15 protein-coding genes and 2 pseudogenes are annotated in these 24,150 nt (G+C 51.7%); 8 read left to right on the forward strand and 9 right to left on the reverse strand.

Annotated features, from left to right (window positions below; genetic code table 11):
• Positions 1-490: 490 nt before the first annotated feature.
• Both BUA28_RS15610 and BUA28_RS16305 read right to left on the reverse strand, forming a co-directional pair.
• Positions 491-877, reverse strand: a complete 387-nt coding sequence (locus BUA28_RS15610; RefSeq protein WP_143148518.1) for a hypothetical protein — start codon at positions 875-877, stop codon at positions 491-493.
• Between the two features lie 400 nt (positions 878-1,277).
• Complete coding sequence (locus BUA28_RS16305) at positions 1,278-2,372, reverse strand: PEP-CTERM sorting domain-containing protein (protein WP_072768467.1); 1,095 nt, start codon at positions 2,370-2,372, stop codon at positions 1,278-1,280.
• A 390-nt stretch (positions 2,373-2,762) separates the two neighbouring features.
• Here BUA28_RS16305 and BUA28_RS16455 point away from each other — a divergent pair.
• The 3 genes and pseudogenes from BUA28_RS16455 to BUA28_RS16310 all read left to right on the forward strand — a co-directional run.
• Positions 2,763-2,909, forward strand: a pseudogene (locus tag BUA28_RS16455) (IS3 family transposase); the annotation flags it as partial.
• A gap of 145 nt (positions 2,910-3,054) precedes the next feature.
• Positions 3,055-4,692: a GMC oxidoreductase gene (locus tag BUA28_RS12560; protein ID WP_083570010.1), complete on the forward strand. Its 1,638-nt coding sequence runs from the start codon at positions 3,055-3,057 to the stop codon at positions 4,690-4,692.
• Between the two features lie 340 nt (positions 4,693-5,032).
• Positions 5,033-5,668 (forward strand): annotated as a pseudogene (locus BUA28_RS16310) (IS3 family transposase); the annotation flags it as partial.
• Positions 5,669-5,828: 160 nt separating this feature from the next.
• Here BUA28_RS16310 and prsT (BUA28_RS12570) read toward each other — a convergent pair.
• The 4 genes from prsT (BUA28_RS12570) to BUA28_RS12585 all read right to left on the reverse strand — a co-directional run bounded on the left by prsT (BUA28_RS12570) (position 5,829) and on the right by BUA28_RS12585 (position 13,469).
• Positions 5,829-8,624: an XrtA/PEP-CTERM system TPR-repeat protein PrsT gene (gene prsT, locus BUA28_RS12570; RefSeq protein ID WP_083570013.1), complete on the reverse strand. Its 2,796-nt coding sequence runs from the start codon at positions 8,622-8,624 to the stop codon at positions 5,829-5,831.
• Between the two features lie 156 nt (positions 8,625-8,780).
• A complete protein-coding gene (gene prsT, locus BUA28_RS12575) occupies positions 8,781-11,573 on the reverse strand; it encodes an XrtA/PEP-CTERM system TPR-repeat protein PrsT (RefSeq protein WP_072768469.1) in 2,793 nt (930 codons plus the stop codon).
• A gap of 552 nt (positions 11,574-12,125) precedes the next feature.
• The gene (locus tag BUA28_RS12580; protein WP_072768470.1) at positions 12,126-12,908 is read right to left on the reverse strand and encodes an inositol monophosphatase family protein; all 783 of its coding nucleotides are present in this window, start codon (positions 12,906-12,908) and stop codon (positions 12,126-12,128) included.
• 3 nt (positions 12,909-12,911) lie between these two features.
• Entirely contained in the window at positions 12,912-13,469 is a 558-nt protein-coding gene (locus tag BUA28_RS12585) for a thioredoxin family protein (protein ID WP_072768471.1), read from the reverse strand.
• 216 nt (positions 13,470-13,685) lie between these two features.
• Between BUA28_RS12585 and BUA28_RS12590 the strand changes: the two genes are divergently transcribed.
• The 5 genes from BUA28_RS12590 (at position 13,686) to BUA28_RS12610 (ending at position 20,098) form a co-directional block, all read left to right on the forward strand.
• Positions 13,686-14,453, forward strand: a complete 768-nt coding sequence (locus tag BUA28_RS12590; protein ID WP_072768472.1) for a 16S rRNA (uracil(1498)-N(3))-methyltransferase — start codon at positions 13,686-13,688, stop codon at positions 14,451-14,453.
• A 136-nt stretch (positions 14,454-14,589) separates the two neighbouring features.
• Positions 14,590-15,930 carry an amino-acid N-acetyltransferase gene (gene argA, locus BUA28_RS12595; RefSeq protein WP_072768473.1) on the forward strand — a complete coding sequence of 447 codons (1,341 nt, stop codon included), beginning with the start codon at positions 14,590-14,592 and terminating at the stop codon, positions 15,928-15,930.
• A gap of 130 nt (positions 15,931-16,060) precedes the next feature.
• Positions 16,061-16,333, forward strand: coding sequence for an oxidative damage protection protein (locus BUA28_RS12600; protein WP_072768474.1), 273 nt, complete (start codon positions 16,061-16,063; stop codon positions 16,331-16,333).
• 80 nt (positions 16,334-16,413) lie between these two features.
• Positions 16,414-18,495 carry a polyphosphate kinase 1 gene (ppk1, locus tag BUA28_RS12605; protein WP_072768475.1) on the forward strand — a complete coding sequence of 694 codons (2,082 nt, stop codon included), beginning with the start codon at positions 16,414-16,416 and terminating at the stop codon, positions 18,493-18,495.
• 34 nt (positions 18,496-18,529) lie between these two features.
• Complete coding sequence (locus tag BUA28_RS12610) at positions 18,530-20,098, forward strand: CYTH and CHAD domain-containing protein (RefSeq protein WP_072768476.1); 1,569 nt, start codon at positions 18,530-18,532, stop codon at positions 20,096-20,098.
• Positions 20,099-20,307: 209 nt separating this feature from the next.
• Here BUA28_RS12610 and fba read toward each other — a convergent pair whose 3' ends face one another.
• The 3 genes from fba to BUA28_RS12625 all read right to left on the reverse strand — a co-directional run bounded on the left by fba (position 20,308) and on the right by BUA28_RS12625 (position 24,141).
• Complete coding sequence (gene fba / locus BUA28_RS12615; protein ID WP_072768477.1) at positions 20,308-21,372, reverse strand: class II fructose-bisphosphate aldolase; 1,065 nt, start codon at positions 21,370-21,372, stop codon at positions 20,308-20,310.
• 93 nt (positions 21,373-21,465) lie between these two features.
• On the reverse strand, positions 21,466-22,920 hold the full coding sequence (gene pyk, locus BUA28_RS12620) for a pyruvate kinase (RefSeq protein ID WP_072768478.1): 1,455 nt from the start codon (positions 22,918-22,920) through the stop codon (positions 21,466-21,468).
• A 42-nt stretch (positions 22,921-22,962) separates the two neighbouring features.
• A complete protein-coding gene (locus BUA28_RS12625; RefSeq protein ID WP_072768479.1) occupies positions 22,963-24,141 on the reverse strand; it encodes a phosphoglycerate kinase in 1,179 nt (392 codons plus the stop codon).
• Positions 24,142-24,150: the final 9 nt, after the last annotated feature.

The raw sequence follows: 24,150 nt of genomic DNA on the forward strand, positions 1-24,150 counted from the left end.
TGGGCTGGTAAACGCAGCAGAAGAAATCAAGCTGAGCAATTTGCGGGTCAGGCGTAGGCGGTTGAGATTGCGTGGTACGTTTTTAGAACTCTTGCATAACGAAAATTTATTGGGACGAGCTTGGTTGCATTAGCATAAAGCACAATTCGTGCCAGTTTAATAATGTTTTATAATCAATCGGTAATAAAGGTCAGGAATACTTGGACTGTCGCCGAGCAAAGCCAAATATTTCCCCTTATATCGTAATATATTGAATACATGGGGTTTTTCCTGTCGCTAGAAAGCGACAATTTTGGCGGCAATCATTGAGATCATTCGCGGCCGGTTGAACTTAAATCCGCCATTGGACGGAGCGGAGTGAGCGGTTTTTGGATAAGGGCAAGACGCAACGACGCAAAATGGTGCGACCGCGCAGGGCGGAGCAATGCCTTCGGAAGGAAGGTGTGACCCCGAAGGGGATGCGGGCGCCCTGAACACAGTCGCGGCATCCCTATGCTGCCCGATTCCCCCGTGGCACGGCCTCTCGTGAAACGCTCTGGGCGCCCCATCCCAAGGAGTTGTAACGCAGCCCGTGCCGTGAAAACTGTTCAACTCGTTCTGTTGCGAGCTCACCAGAAAGGTAAGGTTCGCGGGATACAACGGTTGTGGATAGATTGTAGCTTGAAGCGGATCTGCGGCTTCCCGAAGTGGAAACCGTTGCCAGACGAATCGAGCTTCTCGCGGGCCTTTGCCCGGCTTCGCTGAAGCGAAGCTGACCGAACGCGTCCACGAAGCGTTGATCAAGGAGCATCTGGCCACTGTGTTGACGGGTTACATGGACCCGAATGGCACAGCCGTTGAGGTAAGTGAGAAGCCGGTGAAGACGCCGCTCGCTCATACACCGTTGCTAAACTGGTAGAACCGCTTGACCGAATACAAGCCAGTGGTTTTTCCGACCTTGTGCAGTTCCGGTCAGGCCGAACTTCCGCACATGGTTTTTACCGCCTTATCGCAGCTCCGCTTACGATTATTGTTGCCACAGGTGGCAGAATCGCATTTGCTCATGCAGCTGCCAACGTATTCATTGCAGATTACGTGCTCCTGGACATCGGTAGTCGTTGCTCTCTATTGGTGATCAGCAACGGCCGCAGCCTTACCACTCGTCAGGCACTTGCCTGACGGGCGCGTACCACTGGCGTTTCCCTATGCAAGTACACCGAAACGATTCGCAGGTTGTTTAATAAAAAAGGGCAAGGAGTTGAACCCCTTGCCCTTCAAAACTATTAGCTTGGAAGCAGTTATGCTTGCTTACGGCGTCGCGCGGTAAAACCCATGCCAGCTAGCCCCAGTCCTACCAGTGCGAGCGTGGCAGGTTCCGGAACACTACTGTTGCTTCCTGGAGCCAAAATCGTCCCTAAGGTTGCTCTGATGTCCCCGCTATTGACACCGCCTGCCACGCTGGAAGCAATGACATAAGTTAAAGGATCGGCGAGTTGCGCTGGGGTGCAGGTAGCAGGATTGCAAATACTGCTCGCAAATGATGGCAAACCGCCGAGAACTTGAGCAATTGTGTTCATCGCAGCGAATCCACCAGCAGAGGTTAAAAAGCCTTGATTGAGTGTCCCTGTAAGAATATGTTGGTTCGATTGGATGATCAACCCCTCCCCAGAGCCTGTGGGAGTTGTTACAGTCAGCCAGTCAACGCCCGGATGCGGTGAAATCAGCGTGCCATCCGTATTTGTCAGCGGACCCCCGTTTTCCGGCTGAAACAAAATATTACCCTGTTGGTCGGTAGCTGTAGTTGTACTAATGCCCGCCTCATTAACAGCCGACGCCGGCAAGTTAAAGCCAGTATAGCCGGAACCAGGCGCGATATTGTCGGGGGTACCTAAGTTGAAGACCGCAATCGGCGTGTTAAGTAAAGTTCCCGCAGCATTCGTTGCTCCCCACGACAAGGGATCATTTAAATTGAACGAATTCGCGTCGGAAATTGTGAAAAATGCCAAACTGCCGCTCGTGAATGTCGCGGTTGATACACCATTAACATCCGTTGCAGACGTACTTCCAAAAAGGGAAAAGACACCTACGAGCGGCAGACCGTTAAACGTTGCGGCCGCCCCCATACCGCCGTCCAGACTGTAAGAGCCAAGGAGGTTTGAGCCAACCACGTGAATCGTCCCACCCAGGTTAGGTGCATTAGTGGTAACGTTGTTGGTATAAGTTGCCCCGCGGCCTGTGATGCCATTTACATCAGTCACATTGTCGACTCTACCGCCGACGAAGTTTGTCGTAAAGGAGGAAAGGTCCGTGAAGAACGTTGCTGACGCTGGAGAACTACCGCAGGCCATAGCAACTGCAGCGCTTATCAAAATTTTTCTTAAATGCTTGTCCATTTTAAATTTCCTCTTCTTGTAAAGTAAAATCGAATTTTGCCACTGCCACAGTCGTTATAAAGCAATCTACGTGCCAGCCACGTTAAGAAAGTTATATGTCCTTGTTTAAATGGGACAAGGGTTGATTTTTATTGCGAGAATCAAAAGGGCAACGAAAATTTTGATAACTAATGGGGCTTTATTGTAAGAAGTTTCGACAACTATCCCCGTTATCACTTATTCCTAAATTATTGCCACTGACTACTCATGGTAAAAGGTCATGTTCCGTCGCGGGAACGCGGACATATGGTCGGTCGCCTAACCGCGTCACGTCATTATAATGTCACAGTTGCTTCATTTATCGTATACCGATGAGCATCTTCCCCAATGCCTGCGCTATGGAGGTAATTCCTTTTCAGCAAAATTTCACGTTGTGGGAATTGCTATGACAAGGCGCCCATCGAAAGCTTCTGGGGAGTACTCAAAAACGAACTGGCGCATCACGGGATTTCAAACGGCATCGAGGCCATCCAATCTATTGCCGAATATATCGAGCTCTAGAAACGGCAGCGTAAGCAGGCGTGATCGGGTTATTTGTTTCCCGCTGCATTTAAACGCCAGTTCTACGTGAAAAAAGGTTGTGGCATGAGTCCATCGGCGCTCATCATTTACAACCTATCTCAAAATTATTAAAGGTGTTTCGGTGAATAAATTAAATAGTATCAAGAGTACCAATTGGGATGTCATTGTCATCGGGACAGGTGTTGGAGGTGCAACACTTGGCCATGCACTAGCTAAAGCGGGGAAAAGCGTTCTATTTTTAGAAAAAGGGCGAGTTCAACTTAAAGGGAACTGCGATTCGATATCGGGGAGATATGCAGAGGATTTTTTTGACACGGAGGCATCGCAACCGGAGAACAGTCATCGCGACATACTTCGAAGAGCTGGTCGTTATTGGGAAAAGATTCTAGAAGTTACTTCAGACCGTCCTTATGCTTTTTCTCCGTTTATCGGCGAGGGTGGCGGCGGATCAAGCGCACTGTATGGCATGGTGATGGAGAGATTCTTCTCGGAAGATTTTAACGTCAATTCTTACTTCAATGATGTGAAGGGTGCCAATTTGCCTGAGGCCTGGCCGATCAGTTACGAGGATATCCGGCCGTACTACGTCTTGGCTGAACGGCTCTATCGGGTCAGAGGTGGCTTGGATCCCTTGCGAAAGCCCTTGCTGGATCCGCTGATAAATCCTCCTGCCTTAAGTAAGCCGAGTGGAGAGTTGTATGATTTTCTTGTAGCGAAAGGGCTACATCCGTACGTGATGCCTATGGCTTGCGAATATGTTCCGGGCTGTCAGGAGTGCATTGGGTACATTTGTCCAAAAAACTGCAAGAACGACAGTAGTCGCATCTGCATAAAACCCGCGCTAGAGGAATACTCCGCCGAGCTATTAGAGCAATGCGAAGTCACTCATTTGGAAGCAACGACCGATCGCGTCACCAGGGTATGGTGCAAATATGGTCAGGAGACGCTCAGCCTCAGCGCCGATTTGATTATACTCGCCGCTGGTGCATTGCATACGCCAGCGATCCTGCTGAAATCGAAATCTCCAACTTGGCCCAACGGGCTTGCAAATCAATCTGGGATGGTCGGCAAGAACTTAATGCGCCATTATTTCGACCTTTATTGTGTTGACACCAAGGCTAAAGTTTCGGCTGCGACGCTGACAAAACAGATAGCGCTAAACGATGCTTATTTTGATGATGGACACAAACTGGGAACGCTACAGGCTGTAGGTAGGCTTCAGTCACCCGATGTGCTCGTTAAAGAGCTATGGCAGGAATTTGACCGGAAGGGCTACCCTATTATCGCCAGGTTAATCAGATCGGTGACGCCGCTCATAACTTACATTGTCAATAGAAATATCTCGCAACGACTCATTCTAACGGGAATTATGGAAGATATACCCTACGAGCATAACTTCGTCGACGTTACTGGTTCTGGGAATGACATAAAAATCCATTATAAAATCAGTGAGTACGACAAAAAGAGAATTTCACTATTTCGAAAAAAAGTAAAAGAATTACTCCATCCGTATACATTTACTTTTGTTAAGAACGCCGAAAATAATGAAAGGCTGGCACATGCGTGCGGAACCTGTCGATTTGGTAATGATCCTGCGACAAGTGTTTTGAGCGCTGATAACCGTGCTCACGGTCTCGAAAATCTTTATGTTGTGGATGCCTCTTTTTTTCCGACGAGTACTGGTATCAACCCATCACTGACCCTCGCAGCAAATGCGCTTAGGGTTGCTGACCGCATCCTATTGTCCTCTGAACATTAATTCATGTACAGAATCTACCGACTGATTCGATGGTTTGATCTGTAATGGTTTAATTTGCACAGACACCTTGATAAGTGGATTATTCACTTATGGAGGAGTTTATGATAACCAAACGCAGAGTCCGCAGGCAATTTGACAGCAACTTCAAATTGGAAATTGTGCGCATGATAAAGGACCAGGGATTGCCCTGAGTGATGTTTGCGGCAGCATGAATCTGGGAGAGACGTTAGGCGCTCGGTAAAGCAATTCGAGGCTGAACTGAATGGGCAGGGGGCATTGGCAAGCCGCTCACGGTCGAGCAGGAGCTTACGGTCTGGCTATGGCCGTTACCGGGTTCATTTTGATGTGGAAAGCCGCCTTGCGTCCGGTATGGAAACGCAAGTTTATTCACACCACGGATAGCCGTGATGACTTGCCGGTAGCTGAGAACCTGTTGAATCGACAGTTCGAGACAGACGCACCGAATCAGGCCTGGGTATAGAATATTACCTATGTTTGAACGCGCCAAGGCTGGCTCTACCTTGCCGCAGTCATAGACCTGTTCTCGCGCAAGATCGTCAGCTAGGCAATAACACCAACGATGCCAATCGAACTGGTAGCCGCTGCGCTAGGCATGGCAGTGCAACAGCGCGAGCCCGCGCCGGGATTGCTGCTGCATATGGATCGCGGCAGTCAATATGCTGGCTTGAGTACCAGGCATTACTGGATCAACATGGAATTCGCTGCAGCATGAGCCGGAAAGGGGAATTGCTGGGACAATGCCGTGATGGAACGCTTCTTTCTGAATTTGAAGATGGAGCGAGGATGGCAACGTGACTATGCCAATCACGGCGAAGGTCAACGCGATATTACCGAATACATCGTTGGCTTCTATAACAACGTTCGACTGCACTCAAACTGGGCTATCTGCAACCCCACCGCCTATGAACGAAAAATGGCAGCAATACCACCTATCTCGGTGTCTGAAATTACTTGACCACTACAATAGGCGGTCTTATACCAAACGAATTGAGTCGGTTTTGGTTATAGACAGCAGCTCTTTTCGTTGATAGAAGTAGGAAGCAGGTGGGGCTTTCGCTAATCTCGCTACCGCGCCCCACATTGCGATTACCAAATCATCAGTCCATGCACAGTTGTCACAATTGATTCAATAACGTGTGAGCTTGCTCCCGTTGTGTGAATTCTTGGCCGGTAGTAAGCAATTTCTCTAGTTGTGTACGTGCCTTGGTCTTCTCCCCCATCTTGGCTAACGCCACTGCGTAATGATAGCCGATCTCCAAGTTGTTCGGCGCTGCGGCTGCGGCTCTTTGCAACAACTCAACACCATCGGCAGTTTCTCCCTGTTCCAGAAGGATCCATCCCAAGGTATCTACGACGGTAGGTGAGTCGGGATTGAGCTTATAGGCTTTCTCAGCAGCAGCCCGTGCTCGCGGGTTTTTTTCCTGCTGGTATAGTCCGGCAAGATTATTTAACACAAGAACATTATCTGGGGATTTCTGTAAAATAAGTTGATACTGCTCAATCGCTTGCTTGTTGCGGCCCGCTTTCAGGTAGGTTTGCGCCAGATAATCCCGTGCGCCGAGGTCGTCCTGCTGCCCTTTCAGCCACCGTAGTAACCCCGCATCAGCTTTTTTTTCATCGCCAGCAAGAGTCCACGCCTTGTGTGCCTCAATCGCAAGTGAGCCGCTGCTTTCAATCGCAAATGCTTTCTCATAAACCCTTGCCGCCTCCGCATATTTATTTTGTGCCAATAGAATCCTGCCTTCAAGCACGAGTCCCATCGGAGATTTAGGAGATTGCTTCTGGATTCCCTGAGCGATTTTTAGTGCTTCTGCGTGCTCGCCGGCGTTAAATTCCAGCCAGATTAGCGCTGTTTGCGCTGGTAAATAGTCGGGCTTGAGAGTCAGCGCTTTGTTAAGCGAGGATCTGACGGCGTCAGCGTCCTCCAGAGCACCCTGAACCGAGGCGAGCTTGTAATACGCAAGCGGAGACTTTGGTGCCATGACAGTTAGTTGGGTATAGGTGGCCAGCGCCTTATCCTTTTCACCATTGGCCCACTGAGCCGTACCCAACAGGTCAAGAGCGTGAGGGTTATTGGGGTTTGCGCGTACCGCTTCCTGCGCAAGTGCTAAAGCTCTGCCCGGCTGCTTTTGTTCCATGTAGTATTGAGCCAAAAGTACGCTGGGTTGGAGGGCCGATGAATCAGCCTTGACCGCCTGCTCGAGCCAGGAACCCCTCTCTTTTTCATTGACCGCCAGTTTCGCCAGAGCCAGCATTGACTCAACATGCTTCTTATCTGTTGCAAGGATGGCTTCGAAGCGCTTGCGGGCAGCAGGTAGATTCTTGTCCTGCAGATCCAATTGCGCTAGGTTAATCAATGCGGCCTTATAGTTAGGGAGTATTGCCAGCGCCTGCTCAAAACTCCTGCGGGCATTGACCACATCTTTCTTACCTGCATAGACCGCCCCACGGAAATTGTAGATAATGGGATCATTCGGCAGTTTTTTTTCCAGTTTCGTGATAGCTGCAAGCGCCTTATCATATTCCCGCTTGTCTAGATGGCTTAAGATCAACAGCGTATCCGCAGCGCTTTGACCCGCATTGTCTGTGGCTGCGGACTCCAATTCCGCCATAGCGCGGTCCGAGTCGCCGGCGGCCATAAGACTCATGCCCAGCGCGGTGCGCAGTTGGGTATTTTTTGGATCGAATGCAGTGGCTCTTTGAAGATAATCACGCGCTTTCGCGGGTTCGCCCGCCTGAAGTGACGCTTGGCTTGCCATCACCCAGACGCTCAGATCTTGGTCTTCCGCTATGAGCAGGGGTTTTAAGATGACCAATGCGCGATCGGGTTGTCCTGTTTTCATCAACGTGGTGGCGAGGCCTTTGCGTGCATACACGTTATCGGGAAGCCGGTCCAAGACCTTTGTAAGGTTCTGAATGGCTTGCTGAAAACTGCCGAGCTCATGGAATACCAAGCCAGAAAGCAGGAGGCTCGGCATATCATCGGGTGCATCCTTCAATACTATCAGTAGGTTATCTCTTGCTGCAACATAACTGGCCTTCCGAAAATCCAGTAGAGCTTGCAGGTATATGATTCTGAGGTTATTTGGCGCCACCTTGCGCGCTACGCTAATCTCCGCCTGCGCGGTATCGTATCTGCCCGTTGACAGGTGTAGAAAAACCAAGTTCTGGTGAGCTTCGATGTGATCCGGGGAGATCCCGAGTACGGTGGAGTACGCCTCTTCTGCCGTTTTTGGATCATTTTCCGCTTGCGCCACTTTAGCAAGCCACATCCAAGTGCTGGTGTTCCGGGCATCAAGTTTAAGCGCCTGCTCAAGTAACACCTTGGCGTGTTCAAAATCCTTCGTGATGGCGGCGCATCTGGCAAGTCCCCAATAGGTAGGGATATATGTTGAATCGGTCTGTGCGGACTGCTTGAACAGATCGCACCCCTCATTCGGATGGCCCAAGCCAAACTGGGCCTCGGCGTGAAGTTGCTGTATTTTTGCGATGTCCTTGAGAGATGTTTTTGATCCGGGATTGACTTCATTAAGGACACGTGCGTAGCTTTCTTGCAAAAGTAGCGCCTGCCCCAGCATTATCTTAATTAGGTCCTCGTCGATTCCGAGTTTATGTGCTCGCAGCAGTTCTTTTTCAGCGTTCGCCCCCTCACGCACCTTGATATATATCTCACCTAGAAGCAGCCGTGCCTCACCACTATCACTTTGCTGCAATGCGTTCTTAAGTTCGATGATACTTGCGCGTAACTGACCTTCGTCCCGGAAGTCCTTCGCCTTTTGGATATACTGGTCGGAAGTTGAACTTCTCGAATCGCACCCAGAGACAACAGGTAACACGATCATCGCCACCAACAACACGGCTTGGCGCAGCTTTCCAATCAAATATGAATGCATTATCCTTTTCTTCATCATTGAGCCTTTAGCTTCATTATATTTGCCGACTTGCAATGTTTAAATGTCTTGCGTATCGTTCAAGCGAACATGCGGATCTTGTTGCCAAGAGTAAAGCGCTTAAATTTTATAAACCTGCATTGAGTTACGGCGAGTTTGCTAATACTTGGAAACAGCCTACTGCATCTGCTTCAGCAAGCTTCTGGCCTCATCGATACCAGCGAAATTCTTTCCCGTGCCTAGCAGTTGTTCGAGTTCCTTGCGGGCACCTGCCTTGTTGCCCGATTTGCCAAGCCCGACCGCAAGATGGTAACGAAATTCCGTCGACTCGGGCACGAGGGATGTCGCTTTCTCCAGAAATGGCAGGCCTCGTGCAATATTGCCTTGCTCCACCAGCACCCATCCCAGCGTATCCAGTACAGTCGGATCGCTGGCGGTCACCCGATAGGCCTTCTCCGCGTATTCCAGGGCGCGCGGATCTTTTTCCTGCTGGTAGAGCCAGGCCAGATTATTTAGTGCGGGCATAAAATCAGGGGCTTGCTTCAGAATGACTTGAAACTGCTCGATGGCGGCTGTATTCTGCCGCTCCGCCATATAGATTTCGGCAAGATACATGCGGGTAGCTGCGTCGGCAGGGTGTTGCTTTAGCCATTCGGTCAGCCTGGAAGTTGCCTCTTTCCCTTTTCCGGCCTCGCGCAGCGATGCATGCAACTTCGTCAACAACGATCCACTTTTACTGAGAGCAAACGCCTGCTCATACGCCCTCGCAGCAGCGGCGGGCTCTTTTTGCGTCATCAGCAGATCGCCTTCCAGAATATAACCCACAGGCAATTTTCCCTGCTGTTTCTGGATCTGCCTGGCGATAGCGAGAGCTTGCTCATGATTTCCTTTGCGTACTTCTAACGCAGTTTGCGCCAATTGAGCATCCACATAATCCGGCTTGATCGCCAGCGCTTTTTTCAAGGCTTCTGATGCCGCCGACGGGTTCTCCATCGCCGCATAAATCGAGGCAATACGCAATTGAGCGCGCGCATATTCAGGTCGCATGGCGGCAAGTTTCTTGTAGCTTTCCAGCGCAGCCGCTTTGTTCTCACCGGCGAGCTGGGCTTGCGCCAGAAGTTCCAGAACCCCTGGATCGGTGGGGTTGCTGCTTTGCAGCTTTTGCGCAAGAGTCAGAGACTTCTGTTTTTCCCCCGAACGAAGATAATGCTCCGCCAGAAGCATGGCTGCCTGCTGTGATTCCGGATTCTCCTGACTGGCCCGTTCCAGCCATGCGGTGGCCTCCTTGTTCTGTTGTTGGCTGAGAGCGAGGCGCGCCAGCGCGGTCATGACCTGAATGTTCTTCTTGTCTTTTTCCAAAATCGCTTCAAAGCGCTTTTTGGCGGCATCCGGTTTTTTTTCCAGCAAATCAAGTTGAGCCAGATTAGCCACAGCGGGAAAGTACGCTGGCTGGAGAGAAAGCGCCCTCTCAAAGCTGGCGCGTGCGTTTGCGACATCGTTTTTGCCCATGTAGATGCCACCTTTCAAATTTTGAACAAGCGGATTGTCTGGATTTTCTTTTTCAACGGTTTTCGCGGCGACGAGCGCCTTGTCGAATTCCCTGAGACGAAGGTGGGTCATGACCAGCAGGATGCCTGTCTGCGACGAATTAGGGTCGAGTTTCGCCGCTGTTTCCAACTCGGCCACTGCGCGACCGTTCTCACCCTGACCCAGTTTGCTCATGCTGAGCGCGGTGTGGAGTAGCGCATTTTTTGGGGCGAGCTGACTGGCTTTTTCAAAATTTTCCGTGGCTTTAACGAAATCTTTGGATTGCATATAGGCTTCGCCTGCCAGAGCAAACAATTGGGGATCCTGTTGCCCGCTTTTTAGGGCCGGTGTCAATACGTCGATTACCCGCTGAGGCTGGTGGCTTTTCAAGAGACTGGAAGCCAACAACTTGCGTGCGTAAAGGTTTTGCGGGTCCTTCCCCAGATATTGTTTCAGATGTTGCTCGGCTTGTGGCGCAGACCCCAAAGCGATTTGGACTGCCCCAGCAAGCAATAGGCTGGGCATGTGGTCCGGTGCTTTACTTAATATTTGCTGCAGAGAGTCCAAGGCGGCGCCGTATTTACCCTCGTTGAAATCCAGGAGCGCCTGGGTATAGAAAACCATAAGGCTGCCGGGCGCCACCGCGCGAGCTGCGTCGATATTCGATTTCGCAACGTCGAATTTCCTTGTGCCAATTTCCAAAAGTGCTTTATCAAGGTAGGCGGTGGGGCTGTCTGGTTTTAGCTTGGTAACCTGATCATAGGCGGCTAGCGCTAAATCAACTTTCCCCTGTACGCGCAGCAGGTTACCTTTATAAAGCCAAGCATCGGGGTTGCCCGGGTTTTTGGCTACGGCTTGCTCCGCGAATTGATTTGTTGCTTCGAGATCCTGATTCGCCAATGCGCATTTTGATAAGCCGATCAGCGCATCGGAAAAATCAGGTTTGCCCTTGAGCGCGCCTTCGAACGACTCCTTGGCATCGTTAACCTTACCGAGCGCAAGTGATGCGTTTCCCCGCAATGCTAAAATTTCGGGTGAAGGCTTGTCTTCTGAAAGCTGTTTCGTCTTGTCTAACACCTGCTGGAATTCACCCAGGTTAAACAAAGTTTGTCCCAACTCGGGCATTACCGTTGCAGGGCTCATTCCCAGGTTTAAAGCCTTTTGCAGCTCTTTCTCGGCCGATCGCAAGTCCCCGGTCTTGTTGTAGGCCGTACCCAGTAGGTACCGCGCTTCCGGATCATCCGGATTTTTCTGCAACGCGTTCTTAAGCTGGATAATGGCAGCCTTGTTGTCTCCTTGTTCCTGGTACTGTCTGGCGTCGGAAATCAGGGTTTGGACATTCTCCGATTTATCGCAGCCTGCTGCACCGGTGCCAATGAGTGCCGAAGAGATCATGAGGGCCAATAGATTTTTCGTTGCCGTAACTTTGCTTACATCACGCATATAAAATTTCCTTTCTCTGCATTAGCATTTCTCTTGGGCGCGGATCTTGCTGCAGCTGATCGCTACAAGTCTTCAATAAATAGATCAAGAATCCAACGAATGTTTCTATGAATGTTTCTGAGAGTGGCGTCGAGCCAACAGAGTTGGGAGCCAGCATGAATTACCTCATTTCAATCAATTACGGCTGGTGTGCGAGAAAGATTAGCCCTTGAAATAAAGGCGTCTCCATACTCGGATCACCCGAATGATTACAGGAGCACAGAACGCAGGTGGCAGAGATCGAGTTGTGCCACTATATCCATGATTTGCTACGGCTACAACATGTTGTGACATGTGTTGAGGAAGAACGTATCAATATATCTAACTGCCTTCTTTGTATTTGCTCCGCCGATACCGTCAAGCGTGGCTGACCGCCGAACGGGCAGGCTAACTTCCCCCAGAAAACTCGAGCTGAATCCACTGGGTAAGGGATGCAGATCTCGTAGCCTCAAATTCAACGAAAGTCCGGCGGCCCCAACCGACCGAACCAAAGACTGAGATATTGTGATCAACCTACCGATGCGCCCGTACCCAGTCCCGCCACTGGATGAACAGGCCCGGGTCAAGCGCAGCGACGGCCGAGCGCTGCCAGAGTGGTTCAGCCCAGAAATCATCCTTATCAAGACCGCACATATGTCCCCCTGCCTCTTGCAGAATAAGACTGCCTGCTGCGTAGTCCCACAGTTTTTGGCCGCCATGCAGGTACAGGTCGAACCGGCCGGCAGCCGTGTAACACCATTCCAGCGAGCAGGCGCCGTAATTCCGATAGGAAGAAAAAGGGCGTAAGGAGCAGACGCTTTCCGCGAGCTTGGGTGTAAGCCGCTTCAAATCAACGTTCGCCATCGCTCCGCGCAAAGATGGGACATGCTCCTTGATCGGCAGTTTTTCACCGTTCAGGTAGGCTCCTTTGCCTTGTTCGGCATAGAACATTTCGTCTGAAACAGGATTATAAACCGCGCCGAGCACGCTCCTGCCATGGCGCATCAGGGCCACGGAAACCGCGAAATAGGGCAGTCCGTTGACAAAATTCGAAGTGCCGTCTATCGGATCCATGCACCATAGTCCGGCATCCCCCGCCTGCCAGCGATCAATCTGTTCGCGTTCCGCCATTTCTTCCCCAACCACGGGGCCCGGATAAATCTTTCGTAATTCCTTCGACAATGTTTCCTGCGTGACGAGATCTGCTTCGGTAAACAGGCTGCCATCCGCTTTGCGCTGCCGTGCCACCTTCAAATAGCGCGGCAGTATTTCCTGCTGAGCGACCGCTTTAATCGCAGCAATGACCGCGCTGAGCACCGGTTATTCCGTCCGCCACTTGATTGAACACCCGATGCTGGGGATCTGCTCGCGTGGCCCCTTGCCGGTTCGGGCAACCTCGAGCATTCCTTCGAAGAGCTCGCGTCGCACACCGAGAGGAGCGGCTTCCTTGCGGGATGCGTCCAATCGGCCGCGGTACTGCAATTCGAGCCGGTCATTCAAGCCGAAGAAGTCGGGTGTGCAGACCGCTCCGTACGCTTTTGCCACTTCCTGGGTTTCGTCCCAAACATAGGGAAAAGAAAAATCGCATTCCCTTGCTATCCGTGCCATATTGTCGAATGAGTCCTCCGGGTAGTCGGCCGGATCGTTCGACATGATGGCAATAGCGCCTATACCGTGTGGGCGTAGTTCCGCCGCATCCCGGACAAGGCGATCTCGAATCGCTTTTACATAAGGACAATGGTTGCAGATGAACATCACAACCAATCCTCTTTCACCTTTTACGGATGCGAGGTTGTACCGTTTTCCGTCCACCCCCTGCAAGTCGAAATCCGCGGCCTTCCAGCCGAAATCGCAAACAGGTGTTTCCAGGCTCGCCATGTTTTCTCTCCGGAATTAATAACAAAATGAATTTGATCTCGCTGCACGTCCAAAAGCAACGGTACCAGCACTGAATGTAATTTAGCCTGCCGAACGTGTTTTATATAAAAGGTAAATCTTCGAACAATATCCTCCTGCGAAATACAAGTTTATTGATGCGCCATTATATTATCATGGCCTGATCATTGGTTTCTTCCTGCTCACTCCTGCTAAGCGATGACATTCCCCCGTTTTTTTTCACCAGAAAGAATCAGCATAGGCCAGGTCATCGAACTGTCGGTGGTTGCGGCGCATCATGCCTCCCGCGTGTTAAGGCTCCAGCAAGGGGATGAATTGATTTTATTCAACGGCAACGGCGGCGAATATTGGGCGACTATTGAGCTTATCAATAAAAGCGGCGTTGCGGTTGTGGTCGAAAAGTACCTTGATATCGAGCGCGAGTCGCGACTCGACATCACGCTAGCGCAAACAGTGTGCGCCAGCGAGAAAATGGACTGGATTGTCCAGAAGGGGGTGGAGTTGGGAGTAAGACGCATTCAGCCTCTGGCTGCAAAACGGGGACTGGTGAAACTATCAGACGAGCGCGCGGAAAAACGCATGAAGCACTGGCAACAAGTTATTATTGCCGCTTGTGAGCAGTGCGGTAGAAACCGCGTTCCGCCAATGATGCCGTTGATATCGATATCCAAATGGCTGGACAATCAAGTTAGTGAGCGCAAGAATTTAAGCGACGATAATCCTCCTGGCTCATGTTTTATTCTCTCGCCCGCGGCAAAAAAAGGTTTGCGCGATCTTCCCGCATTTCCCGTGGCCGCTCCTCTAACGCTACTGGTCGGGCCCGAAGGGGGGTTTGCCGCGGAGGAAGAGGCTGCGGCCCTGGTGGCTGGATTTGTTCCGTTACGGCTAGGCGCGCGCATACTTCGTACCGAAACCGCTGCATTAGCGGCAGTTGCAGCAATACAGGCACTGTGGGGTGATTATTGATTTCCGGGATTCAATGGTAGCATCCGCATCAACATGCACATTCGGTTTTGAGGCTTTGTTCGAGCATTGAACCGTAAGGTTAGTGCAATGCTGGCTTCCTCTTTCTATTACATAGTATGAACAGCGCATCTCCAACATGAGGCTAGACACGGATTTTGTAAGCTGGTTCCGATCGGTAGCGCCCTACGTTAATGCTTTCCGCCATAAAATCTTTGTTGTTGCCTTTGGTGGCGAGGTCGTGGCTGACGGCAAGTTTGTCGAACTTGTTCATGACCTAAATTTGCTGGCAAGCTTGGGCGTACGCCTGGTACTGGTCCATGGTGCGCGCCCCCAGATCGAATCGCGGCTGAATGAAAATAACCTGCAGACGATCTATGTCAGGGGGATGCGCGTTACCGACGGCGCGGCGCTGCAGTGCGTAAAGGAATCAATAGGACGGGTCCGGGTTGAAATTGAGGCGCTGTTGTCAATGGGCTTGCCCAATTCGCCTATGGCCAATGCCGCTATTCGTGTCGCCAGCGGAAATTTCGTCACCGCACGTCCTATCGGCGTAATAGAAGGTATTGATCTGATGCATACCGGCGAGGTGCGGAGGGTGGATACCGCGGCTATCCGTTCGCGGTTGGAACAAGGGGAGTTGACGCTGCTTTCACCATTGGGGTATTCACCTACGGGCGAGATTTTTAACCTAACGCTGGAAAATGTTGCGGCAGAAGCAGCGATTGCGCTCAAAGCAGAAAAACTGATTTTTCTGATGGATGCCGAAAGCATAGAAAAAGAATCTCCTGATACGTCAGAGGCGTTGCTGCCGCGTGAACTGACTGTGGCCGAGTGCAAGGCGCTCCTGGCGCGTGCTGCCGACGGGCCTCCCAGGCTATCGGACGATGTCCGGTTGTATCTGCCGTTTGCGGTACGGGCTTGTGAAGGGGGTGTATCCCGCGTTCACCTCATCAGTCGGCATGTGGATGGTGCAATATTACAGGAGCTATTTACGCACGGCGGGATAGGAAGCATGATATCTGATGGCCCATTGCAAAATTTACGGGATGCGAGGATAGAGGATGTCGGCGCTATCCTTCAATTGATCGGGCCTCTGGAAGCTGATGGGACACTGGTACGACGGAACCGCGAATTGCTGGAGATGGAAATCGGCCGCTTCGTAGTGGTCGAACACGATCGAATGATAGCCGGCTGCGCCGCGCTCTATCCTTTTCCCGACGATAAGGCGGGCGAGCTTGCCTGTCTCACGGTGCATCCGGATTATCGTAGCGCGGGGTGTGGCGATGCGTTGCTCAAGCGTATTGAAGCCAAGGCGAGGTCTCAGGGAAGTAAAAAATTGTTTGTTCTCACCACCCGAACTGCCCACTGGTTTGTCGAGCGAGGTTTCGTAGAGACTGATGTCCATGAATTACCCAAAGCAAAACAGGGTCTATACAACTACCGTCGCCGCTCCAAGGTATTCGTAAAAAATATATAAGTGGTAGTTTATCGACTGCTATGTCAATTCACTGTCACGGAACCTTGTCTTTGATTAACGGGCAAGTACGGTTAAGGTTGATGTAACGGCTTACAAATTTATCTGCTGTCATACCTGGAGAAGAGCTCAAATGGCAAAATTCGTTAAATGCATCAAACTTGGGCGTGAAATGGAAGGATTGGATTTTCAACCGTATCCGGGGGAGTTAGGGAAGCGTATATTCGATAACGTATCGAAAGAGGCCTGGGCCGGATGGATCAGGCATCAAACCATGCTGGTCAATGAGTATCGCTTGAATCTATCAGATATCAAGGCACGCAAGTATCTGGCTGAGCAACTTGAGGCGTATTTCTTTGGGGCAGGGGCCGAGCATCCTGTGGGCTATGTGCCGCCGACGAAATAATAAATTCGGGAGTACGTCTTGCGTGAAAGATTCGATTTATCCACTACTGCCAAACCTGCGCAGGCTGAAGCTGCTTTTTCATGACAAATCCACAAACTGTTAGTCCATTTCTCAACCGCGAACTGGGCCTGATAGAGTTTAACCGGCGAGTTCTTGCTCAGGCTGGAAACAAGGACACGCCGCTTCTGGAACGCTTGAAATTTCTGTGCATAGTCAGCAGTAATTTGGACGAATTTTTTGAGGTGCGCATTGCCGGGCTAAAGGAGCAGATCAAGCTGGACACGCCCGGCTTCGGGCCGGACGGGATGTTACCGCATCAGGTATTCAAGCGCGTTTGCGAGCAGGCACATGCGCTCGTGGCGCGACAGTACCAGTTATTGAACCAGGATGTTCTGCCGGGCCTTGCAAGCGAAGGCATCCGGTTTCTGCGCCGCGCCACGTGGAACGATGCTCAACGCGACTGGATCAAGGCTTATTTCTTTCGTGAGATGATGCCGGTTCTGACCCCTATAGGTCTTGATATCTCGCATCCGTTTCCACGCGTGCTCAACAAGAGCTTGAATTTCGCAGTTGAACTGGAAGGCAAAGACGCCTTTGGGCGCGGCTCTGGAACGGCTATCGTGCAAGCGCCGCGTGTACTGCCGCGTGTGATTCCGCTGCCGCCCGAGCTCAGTAACTGCGAGTATAACTTCGTGTTTCTGTCCTCTATTTTGCATGCGCATGTTGGGGAATTATTCTCCGGTATGAGCGTCCTCGGCTGCTATCAATTCCGCGCGACTCGCAATAGTAACCTGTTTGTGGACGAGGAAGAAGTCAAGAACCTCCGCATCGCGTTGCAGGGCGAGTTGCCCCAGCGACATTTCGGCAACGCGGTACGGCTCGAAGTGGCGGACAATTGCCCAAAACACATGTCGGATTTTTTGCTGGACCAGCTTGGCCTTTCTCAAGACGATTTTTATCAGGTGGAAGGGCCAGTGAATCTGGTACGGTTGATGCTGGTTCCCGATCAGATCGAGCGTCCCGGCCTGAAATACTCGCCGTTCATTCCCGGTCTGCCGCTAACGTTGCAAAAGAAAAAAGCCGTGGATATTTTTCAGATGATCCGGAAGAACGATATTCTTCTGCATCATCCGTATCAATCATTTCAGCCGGTAATTCATTTCATTCAGCAGGCTGCGGCTGATCCTGACGTTGTGGCCATAAAACAGACCGTATACCGTACAGGAACGGATTCGTTAGTCATGACAGCGCTTATCGCTGCCGCCAGCAGCGGCAAGGAAGTAACGGTAGCCGTGGAGTTGCTGGCGCGTTTCGATGAGGAAGCCAACATTAACTGGGCCAGCCGGCTGGAGGAAGTCGGCGCGCATGTCGTGTATGGGGTGGTCGGCTACAAAACTCATGCCAAGATGGCAATGGTTGTTCGGCGTGAGGAGGGCAAGCTGCGGCGTTACGTACACTTGGGTACGGGTAATTACCACGCCGGCACTGCCCGGCTCTATACCGATTTCGGATTATTTACTTCCAATGAGGATGTCTGCGCGGACGTGAATGAAGTATTCACGCAGTTGACCGGCCTCGGCAAGGCAGGGAAATTAAGGCATCTGTGGCAATCTCCGTTTAGCTTCCACAGCCAGATGCTGGCGGCCGTCGATAGCGAGATTCAGAATGCGAAAGCGGGGAAGCCTGCACGTATCATCGCCAAAATGAATGCCTTGCTCGAGCCGGAAATCATCAAGGCGCTATATGCCGCTTCCGGTGCCGGGGTGAAAATCGATCTTATCGTGCGTGGCGTCTGCGCTCTACGACCCGGAATTAAGGGGTTATCGGATAACATCCGGGTGCGCTCGGTCATCGGACGGTTCCTCGAGCATACCCGGATTTTCTATTTTCGTAGCGGCGGCGCCCAGACCATTTATCTTTCAAGCGGCGACTGGATGGATCGGAATTTTTTTCGCCGTATCGAGATATGCTTTCCGGTTCTGGACGCGAAACTGAAAAAGCGGGTGCTTGCCGAAGGCCTTAATATATATCTCAAGGACAACAGGCAGGCATGGGACATGGACGGTGATGGTAATTATCGTCTCAAGATGACCCGCAGAGGCAAGCGGCTTTGTGCTCAAGAGATGCTGCTTGCGGAGTTGGCGGCATCGAAGCCAGGTTGAGATCCGCCATGGAGCAAACCTGCAAAACCACAGTATGACTAACGAAATCGAGCTGAAATTACGCCTGCCCTCAAACTGCGTTGCCCGAGTGCAGCGGAGTCCGTTATTGAAATCTCTGAGTATTTCGCCTTCCGTTACGCAAAATCTTTACACCGTTTATTACGATACTTCTAACTTCGATCTTAGAGGTAATGACGTGGCATTCCGATTGCGTCGTTCCGGTAGACGCTGGGTACAGAGCATCAAGGGCGGAGGCAGTGTGGCAGCGGGATTGCATCAGCGATATGAGTGGGAAACTCCAGTGCCGAAGCCACAACCTGATTTCACCAAAATCTCTGATCCCTCTCTTATCAGGTTATTCGATAACGCCGACCTGCGCGAGCAAATGCGTCCGTTGTTTATCACCGAGTGTAAACGTAGGCTCCGTACATTGCGCTTATCCGGTGGCGGTGAAGCAGAGCTTTGCCTCGATCAGGGCAGGATCGTCGTCGGCGACGCCAGTATGCCTTTTTGCGAAATCGAACTGGAATTGAAATCAGGCAGTCCATTACCGTTGTTTCAGCTTGCGCTGGATCTGCTGCATACCACTCCCCTCAGACTGGAAAATGTGAGCAAGGCGGAGCGTGGCTATGCGCTTGCCGGCATCAAGCCTCTACCGCTTAAGGCGACATCAGTTCAGCTCGTTGCCGAAATGAGTGTAAATGAAGCGTTCAAGGCAATCGCTTGGAACTGCCTTGGGCATTTGCACAGCAACGAAGCCGGCATGTTGCACGTTGGCGATATCGAATTTCTGCACCAGATGCGTGTTGCTTTGCGTAGACTGCGTTCGGCGTTGAACGTTTTTTCCAAAGCGTTTTCCAGGGCCGCGTTTGCGCCGATGGCACAAGAGTTAAGGTGGCTTGCCGGGCAATTTGGACCAGCCCGTGATTGGGATGTATTCGTGACGGAGACATTAGCCGATATTCTTCCGCATTTTTCCGACCACCCCGGCATCCTGCCGCTACAGAAAAAATGTGAGCAGATACGCCGCCGTCACAACGATGAGGCGCGCAACGCGGTAGAATCGGCGCATTATACGGAGCTGATGCTGAAGCTGGGCGCATGGCTGAGTGCGGACTCCTGGGTTGCTCCGTCCGATCTGATGGGTTTGGATAATCGGGCGGGGGTTGATGGGCCTGGTGGCTCTGGCGGACTCGGCGGGTCGGTGAAAGAATTCGCCGGAACATTGCTGGCGCATCGGCACCGGCAACTGAAGAAGTACAATAGAAAACTGGCGAAACTGAGTCCGGCGGAATTGCATGAGGTGCGTATCCTCGCCAAGAAGCAACGGTACGCAGGGGAATTTTTCGCTGGGTTCTATCCCCCGAAAAAAGTGAAAGCTTACATTAAGTCCTTAGCGAAGCTTCAAGATATTCTGGGCGTAATGAACGACACGGCAATTATTGAGCAACTGCTGAGCGAAGTGCCTGGCACCGGCGATGAACGAGGTGAGTATGAAGCAGTCGGTATTATTCGGGGCTGGGTCGCAAGCAAGGCATTGACGAAAAAGCTGGAATTGACAAATGCATGGGTGGATTTCGATAAAAGTAACTCGTTCTGGTAAGAGTTCTCAGGGTCCAGGTGGCGCCTGAGCCATATCGAAAGAATAGAAATAGAAACGGACGGCGAACTCGTCCATTTGCGGTCCTGCATTTCTGACAAACAAAAAAGGCGGTCAATACTGACCGCCTTGATAGCCTTGTTATCCATCGGTTCCATCTTTCACGCCCAAAAGAAGAGGGCGTGTTTCTGGATCGATAATATATTGCCCCGTTACTTGATAACAGCTTTCAACTCACCTTTAGCATATTTATTGGCCATATTATCCAGCATGACGGGCTTTATCTTGCTTGCCTGACCGGCACAACCAAATGCTTCAAAACGCGCCTTGCAAATATCTTTCGCCGCGCCGGTGGCATCCTTGAGAAATTTCCGCGGGTCGAATTCGCTTTTGTTCTTGGCAAGATGACGGCGGATTGCGCCGGTCATGGCGAGGCGAATATCGGTATCGATATTTATCTTGCGCACCCCATGCTTGATGCCCTCCTGAATCTCCTCTACCGGTACCCCATAGGTTTCCTTCATCTCTCCGCCGTATTCGCGGATGATGTCAAGCCATTCCTGAGGTACGGAGCTGGAGCCGTGCATGACAAGATGCGTATTGGGAATGCGCTGGTGGATTTCCTTGACGCGCTCGATGGCGAGAATGTCGCCAGTGGGCTTGCGGGTAAATTTATACGCGCCGTGGGAAGTCCCGATGGCAATCGCCAGGGCATCCACTCCTGTTTGCTTGACAAAGTCAGCAGCCTGCTCCGGATCGGTAAGCAATTGATCATGAGATAGCTTACCCTCCGCTCCATGACCGTCTTCTGCTTCTCCCATACCCGATTCAAGTGAGCCCAGGCATCCCAGCTCTCCCTCGACGGAAACGCCAACCGCGTGCGCCATCTCCACCACCTTGGCCGTGACCGCTACGTTGTATTCATAGGACGAGGGGGTCTTTGCGTCTGCCTCCAGCGAGCCATCCATCATGACACTGGAAAAGCCGCTGCGGATCGCATTAATGCATACCGCCGGGGACGCACCATGATCCTGATGCATGACGATAGGAATATGCGGATAGGCTTCCACCGCTGCCGCGATAAGGTGGCGTAAAAAAGCTTCGCCCGCATATTTGCGCGCGCCGGCGGAACCCTGCATGATTACCGGGCTGTCGCATTCGTCGGCTGCCTGCATGATGGCCTGAATCTGCTCCAGGTTGTTTACGTTGAAAGCGGGCAGCCCATAGCCATTTTCCGCTGCATGATCCAAAAGTTGACGCAGTGATACGAGTGCCATTTGAGCCTCCTCCAAGTTAAAATCAGTTTATCGTGTGTCGTAATGATGAGCTGTCAGCAATGAAAGGCAGAAAATATCCTGCCCGCCTGGCGCTCAGGATCCCGGCTTTCGTTCATGCTTTTTGTGTTCTCCTACCTTGACGATCTTCATCGTGTTGGTGCCACCGGCTTTGCCTACCGGCTCGCCGATAGTCATGATAATCAGGTCACCGTTGCGCACGGCGCCGCGCTTGAGCAATTCGTTTTCGGCATGATTCAGAATAATCTCGGGATCGTTCGATCCGCCACCGAACTTAACGGGATAAACGCCACGAAATAACGTCATTTTACGACGGGTATCCTCTTGGGGGCTCAGCGCAAAGATAGGCACGTTGGAGCTTCTGCGCGACATCAGCAATACCGTTCTACCGCTCTGCGTAAGCGCGGCGATGGCCCGAATTTTCAACCCCCCCGCAGTGAACATGGTCGCGCGTGCAATCGCTTCCTCTATCGTTTCCGGAAGGCCTCCCTGAAGGCGGCGGAGTTCGCTGCTCACCAGGTACTCTTTTTCTGCCTCGAGACAGACTCTAGCCATCGCTGCCACCGATTCGACGGGATACTGTCCCGCCGCGGACTCCGCCGAGAGCATTACCGCATCTGTGCCATCCAGCACCGCATTAGCGACGTCGGACACTTCCGCGCGGGTTGGAATGGGACTGTTGATCATGGATTCCATCATCTGCGTCGCGGTCACCACGAGCTTGTTGTTGGCGCGTGCCGTGCGGATCATTCGTTTCTGCAGAGCCGGCACCACTGCGTCGCCCACTTCTACCGCAAGATCACCCCGCGCAACCATGATGGCATCGGAGGCTTCCAAAATATCATCCAATGCCAAAATCGCTTCAGAGCGCTCGATCTTTGCCATTAGCAGGCTTTTGCCGCCGGCATCCCGCATCACGTCTCGCGCCCAGCGCATATCATCACCAGAGCGCGGGAAGGATACGGCAAGGTAGTCCGCCTTAAGCGCTGCCGCGGTCTTGATGTCTTCCACGTCCTTCGCGGTCAAGGCAGGTGCGCTAAGTCCGCCGCCCTTGCGGTTGATACCCTTGTTATTGGACAGTACTCCGCCCTGTTCAACCACACAGTACACCCGGCTCCCCTTGACCTCGGTAACACCCAACACAATGCGGCCATCATCGAGGATAAGCGTCGAGCCTGTTTCCACGTCATTTGGCAGTTCTTTGTAATCCAGACCCACCCGTTCCTGATTTCCCAGCTCACATTCGGCATCAAGTATGAATTTATCGCCGATTTTGAGCAGAACATTGCCCTTTTCAAATCTACCCACACGAATTTTCGGCCCCTGCAAGTCCGCCAGAACACCAACGGCATGTCCCGCAGCACGTGCCAGTGAGCGGGCCAATTCGGCGCTTTCTATATGTTCCTCTCTTGTGCCATGCGAAAAATTGATCCGCACCACATCCACCCCGGCATTTATCATTCGCTCGAGTACCTTGGGGTCTCTGGATGCCGGACCCAGCGTTGCTACGATTTTTGTTCTTCGAATCATTTTGAGATAGGCGAGGCGTAGTGGTACGTCAAATCATACAAATCATTGCGCTCGCTGTTCAAGTATTTCCACGGCAGGTAGTTTTTTACCTTCCAGAAACTCCAGAAAAGCACCGCCAGCGGTGGAAATGTAGGAAACCTTGTCATAGATATCGTACTTCTGGATAGCGGCGATGGTATCGCCGCCGCCAGCCAGGGTAAAGGCCTTCGTATGCGCAATGGCCATAGCGATAGTTCTGGTACCGGCGCCAAATTGGTCGAATTCGAATACACCAACTGGGCCGTTCCATACAACAGTGCCGGCTTCCATAATAATGTCCGCCAATTCCTGGGCACTCTTCGGACCGATATCGAATATCATCTCGTCGTCAGCAACTGTATCCGCATCCTTCACCACCGCAGGCTCGTCTGCGTCGAATTTCTTTCCGACCACGACATCCACGGCAATGGGGATGGAAGCATGACGTTTTGCCATTTTATCCATCAGCATTCTGGCGGTAGGAACCAGGTTATCTTCACACAGGGATTTACCGATATTTTTCCCGGCGGCTTTCAGAAAAGTATTGGCAATGCCGCCGCCAACGACCATTTGATCAACCTTCTCCGAAAGGGATTCCAGTACAGTAAGTTTTGTCGAGACCTTCGAACCGCCAACGATCGCAACCATAGGGCGTGCCGGGCTCAGGAGCGCCTTGGCAAGTGCGTCCAGTTCTTCGGTCAGCAGAATACCGGCACATGCAACTGGAGCATATTTGGCAATACCATAAGTCGAAGCTTGAGCGCGGTGCGCTGTGCCGAAAGCATCCATCACAAACACGTCGCATAGACGTGCATATTTTTGGGCGGTTTCGTCCGAATTTTTCTTTTCGCCTTTATTAATGCGGCAGTTTTCCAGAACGACCAGTTCGCCTTCGGCAATCTCAAAATTCTGATCCACCCAATCTCGAATCAAACGCACGGGCTTGTCCAGGCGTGCAGCAATGTTATCGGCGACCGGCTTGAGTGAATTCTCCCCGGACCAGACGCCTTCTTCCGGCCGGCCAAGATGGGATGTCACCATCACTTTTGCGCCCTGCTCGAGGCAGTAGTTAATGGTAGCCATCGAGGCGGTTATTCGCGCATCCGATGTAACTTTGCCGTCCTTTACCGGGACATTGAGGTCAGCGCGGATGAATACGCGCTTGCCTTTAAGATCAAGGTCGGTGACTTTAATGACAGACACTGGGAACTC

It is taken from the genome of Nitrosospira sp. Nsp11 (assembly GCF_900142705.1).
Lineage (GTDB): Bacteria > Pseudomonadota > Gammaproteobacteria > Burkholderiales > Nitrosomonadaceae > Nitrosospira.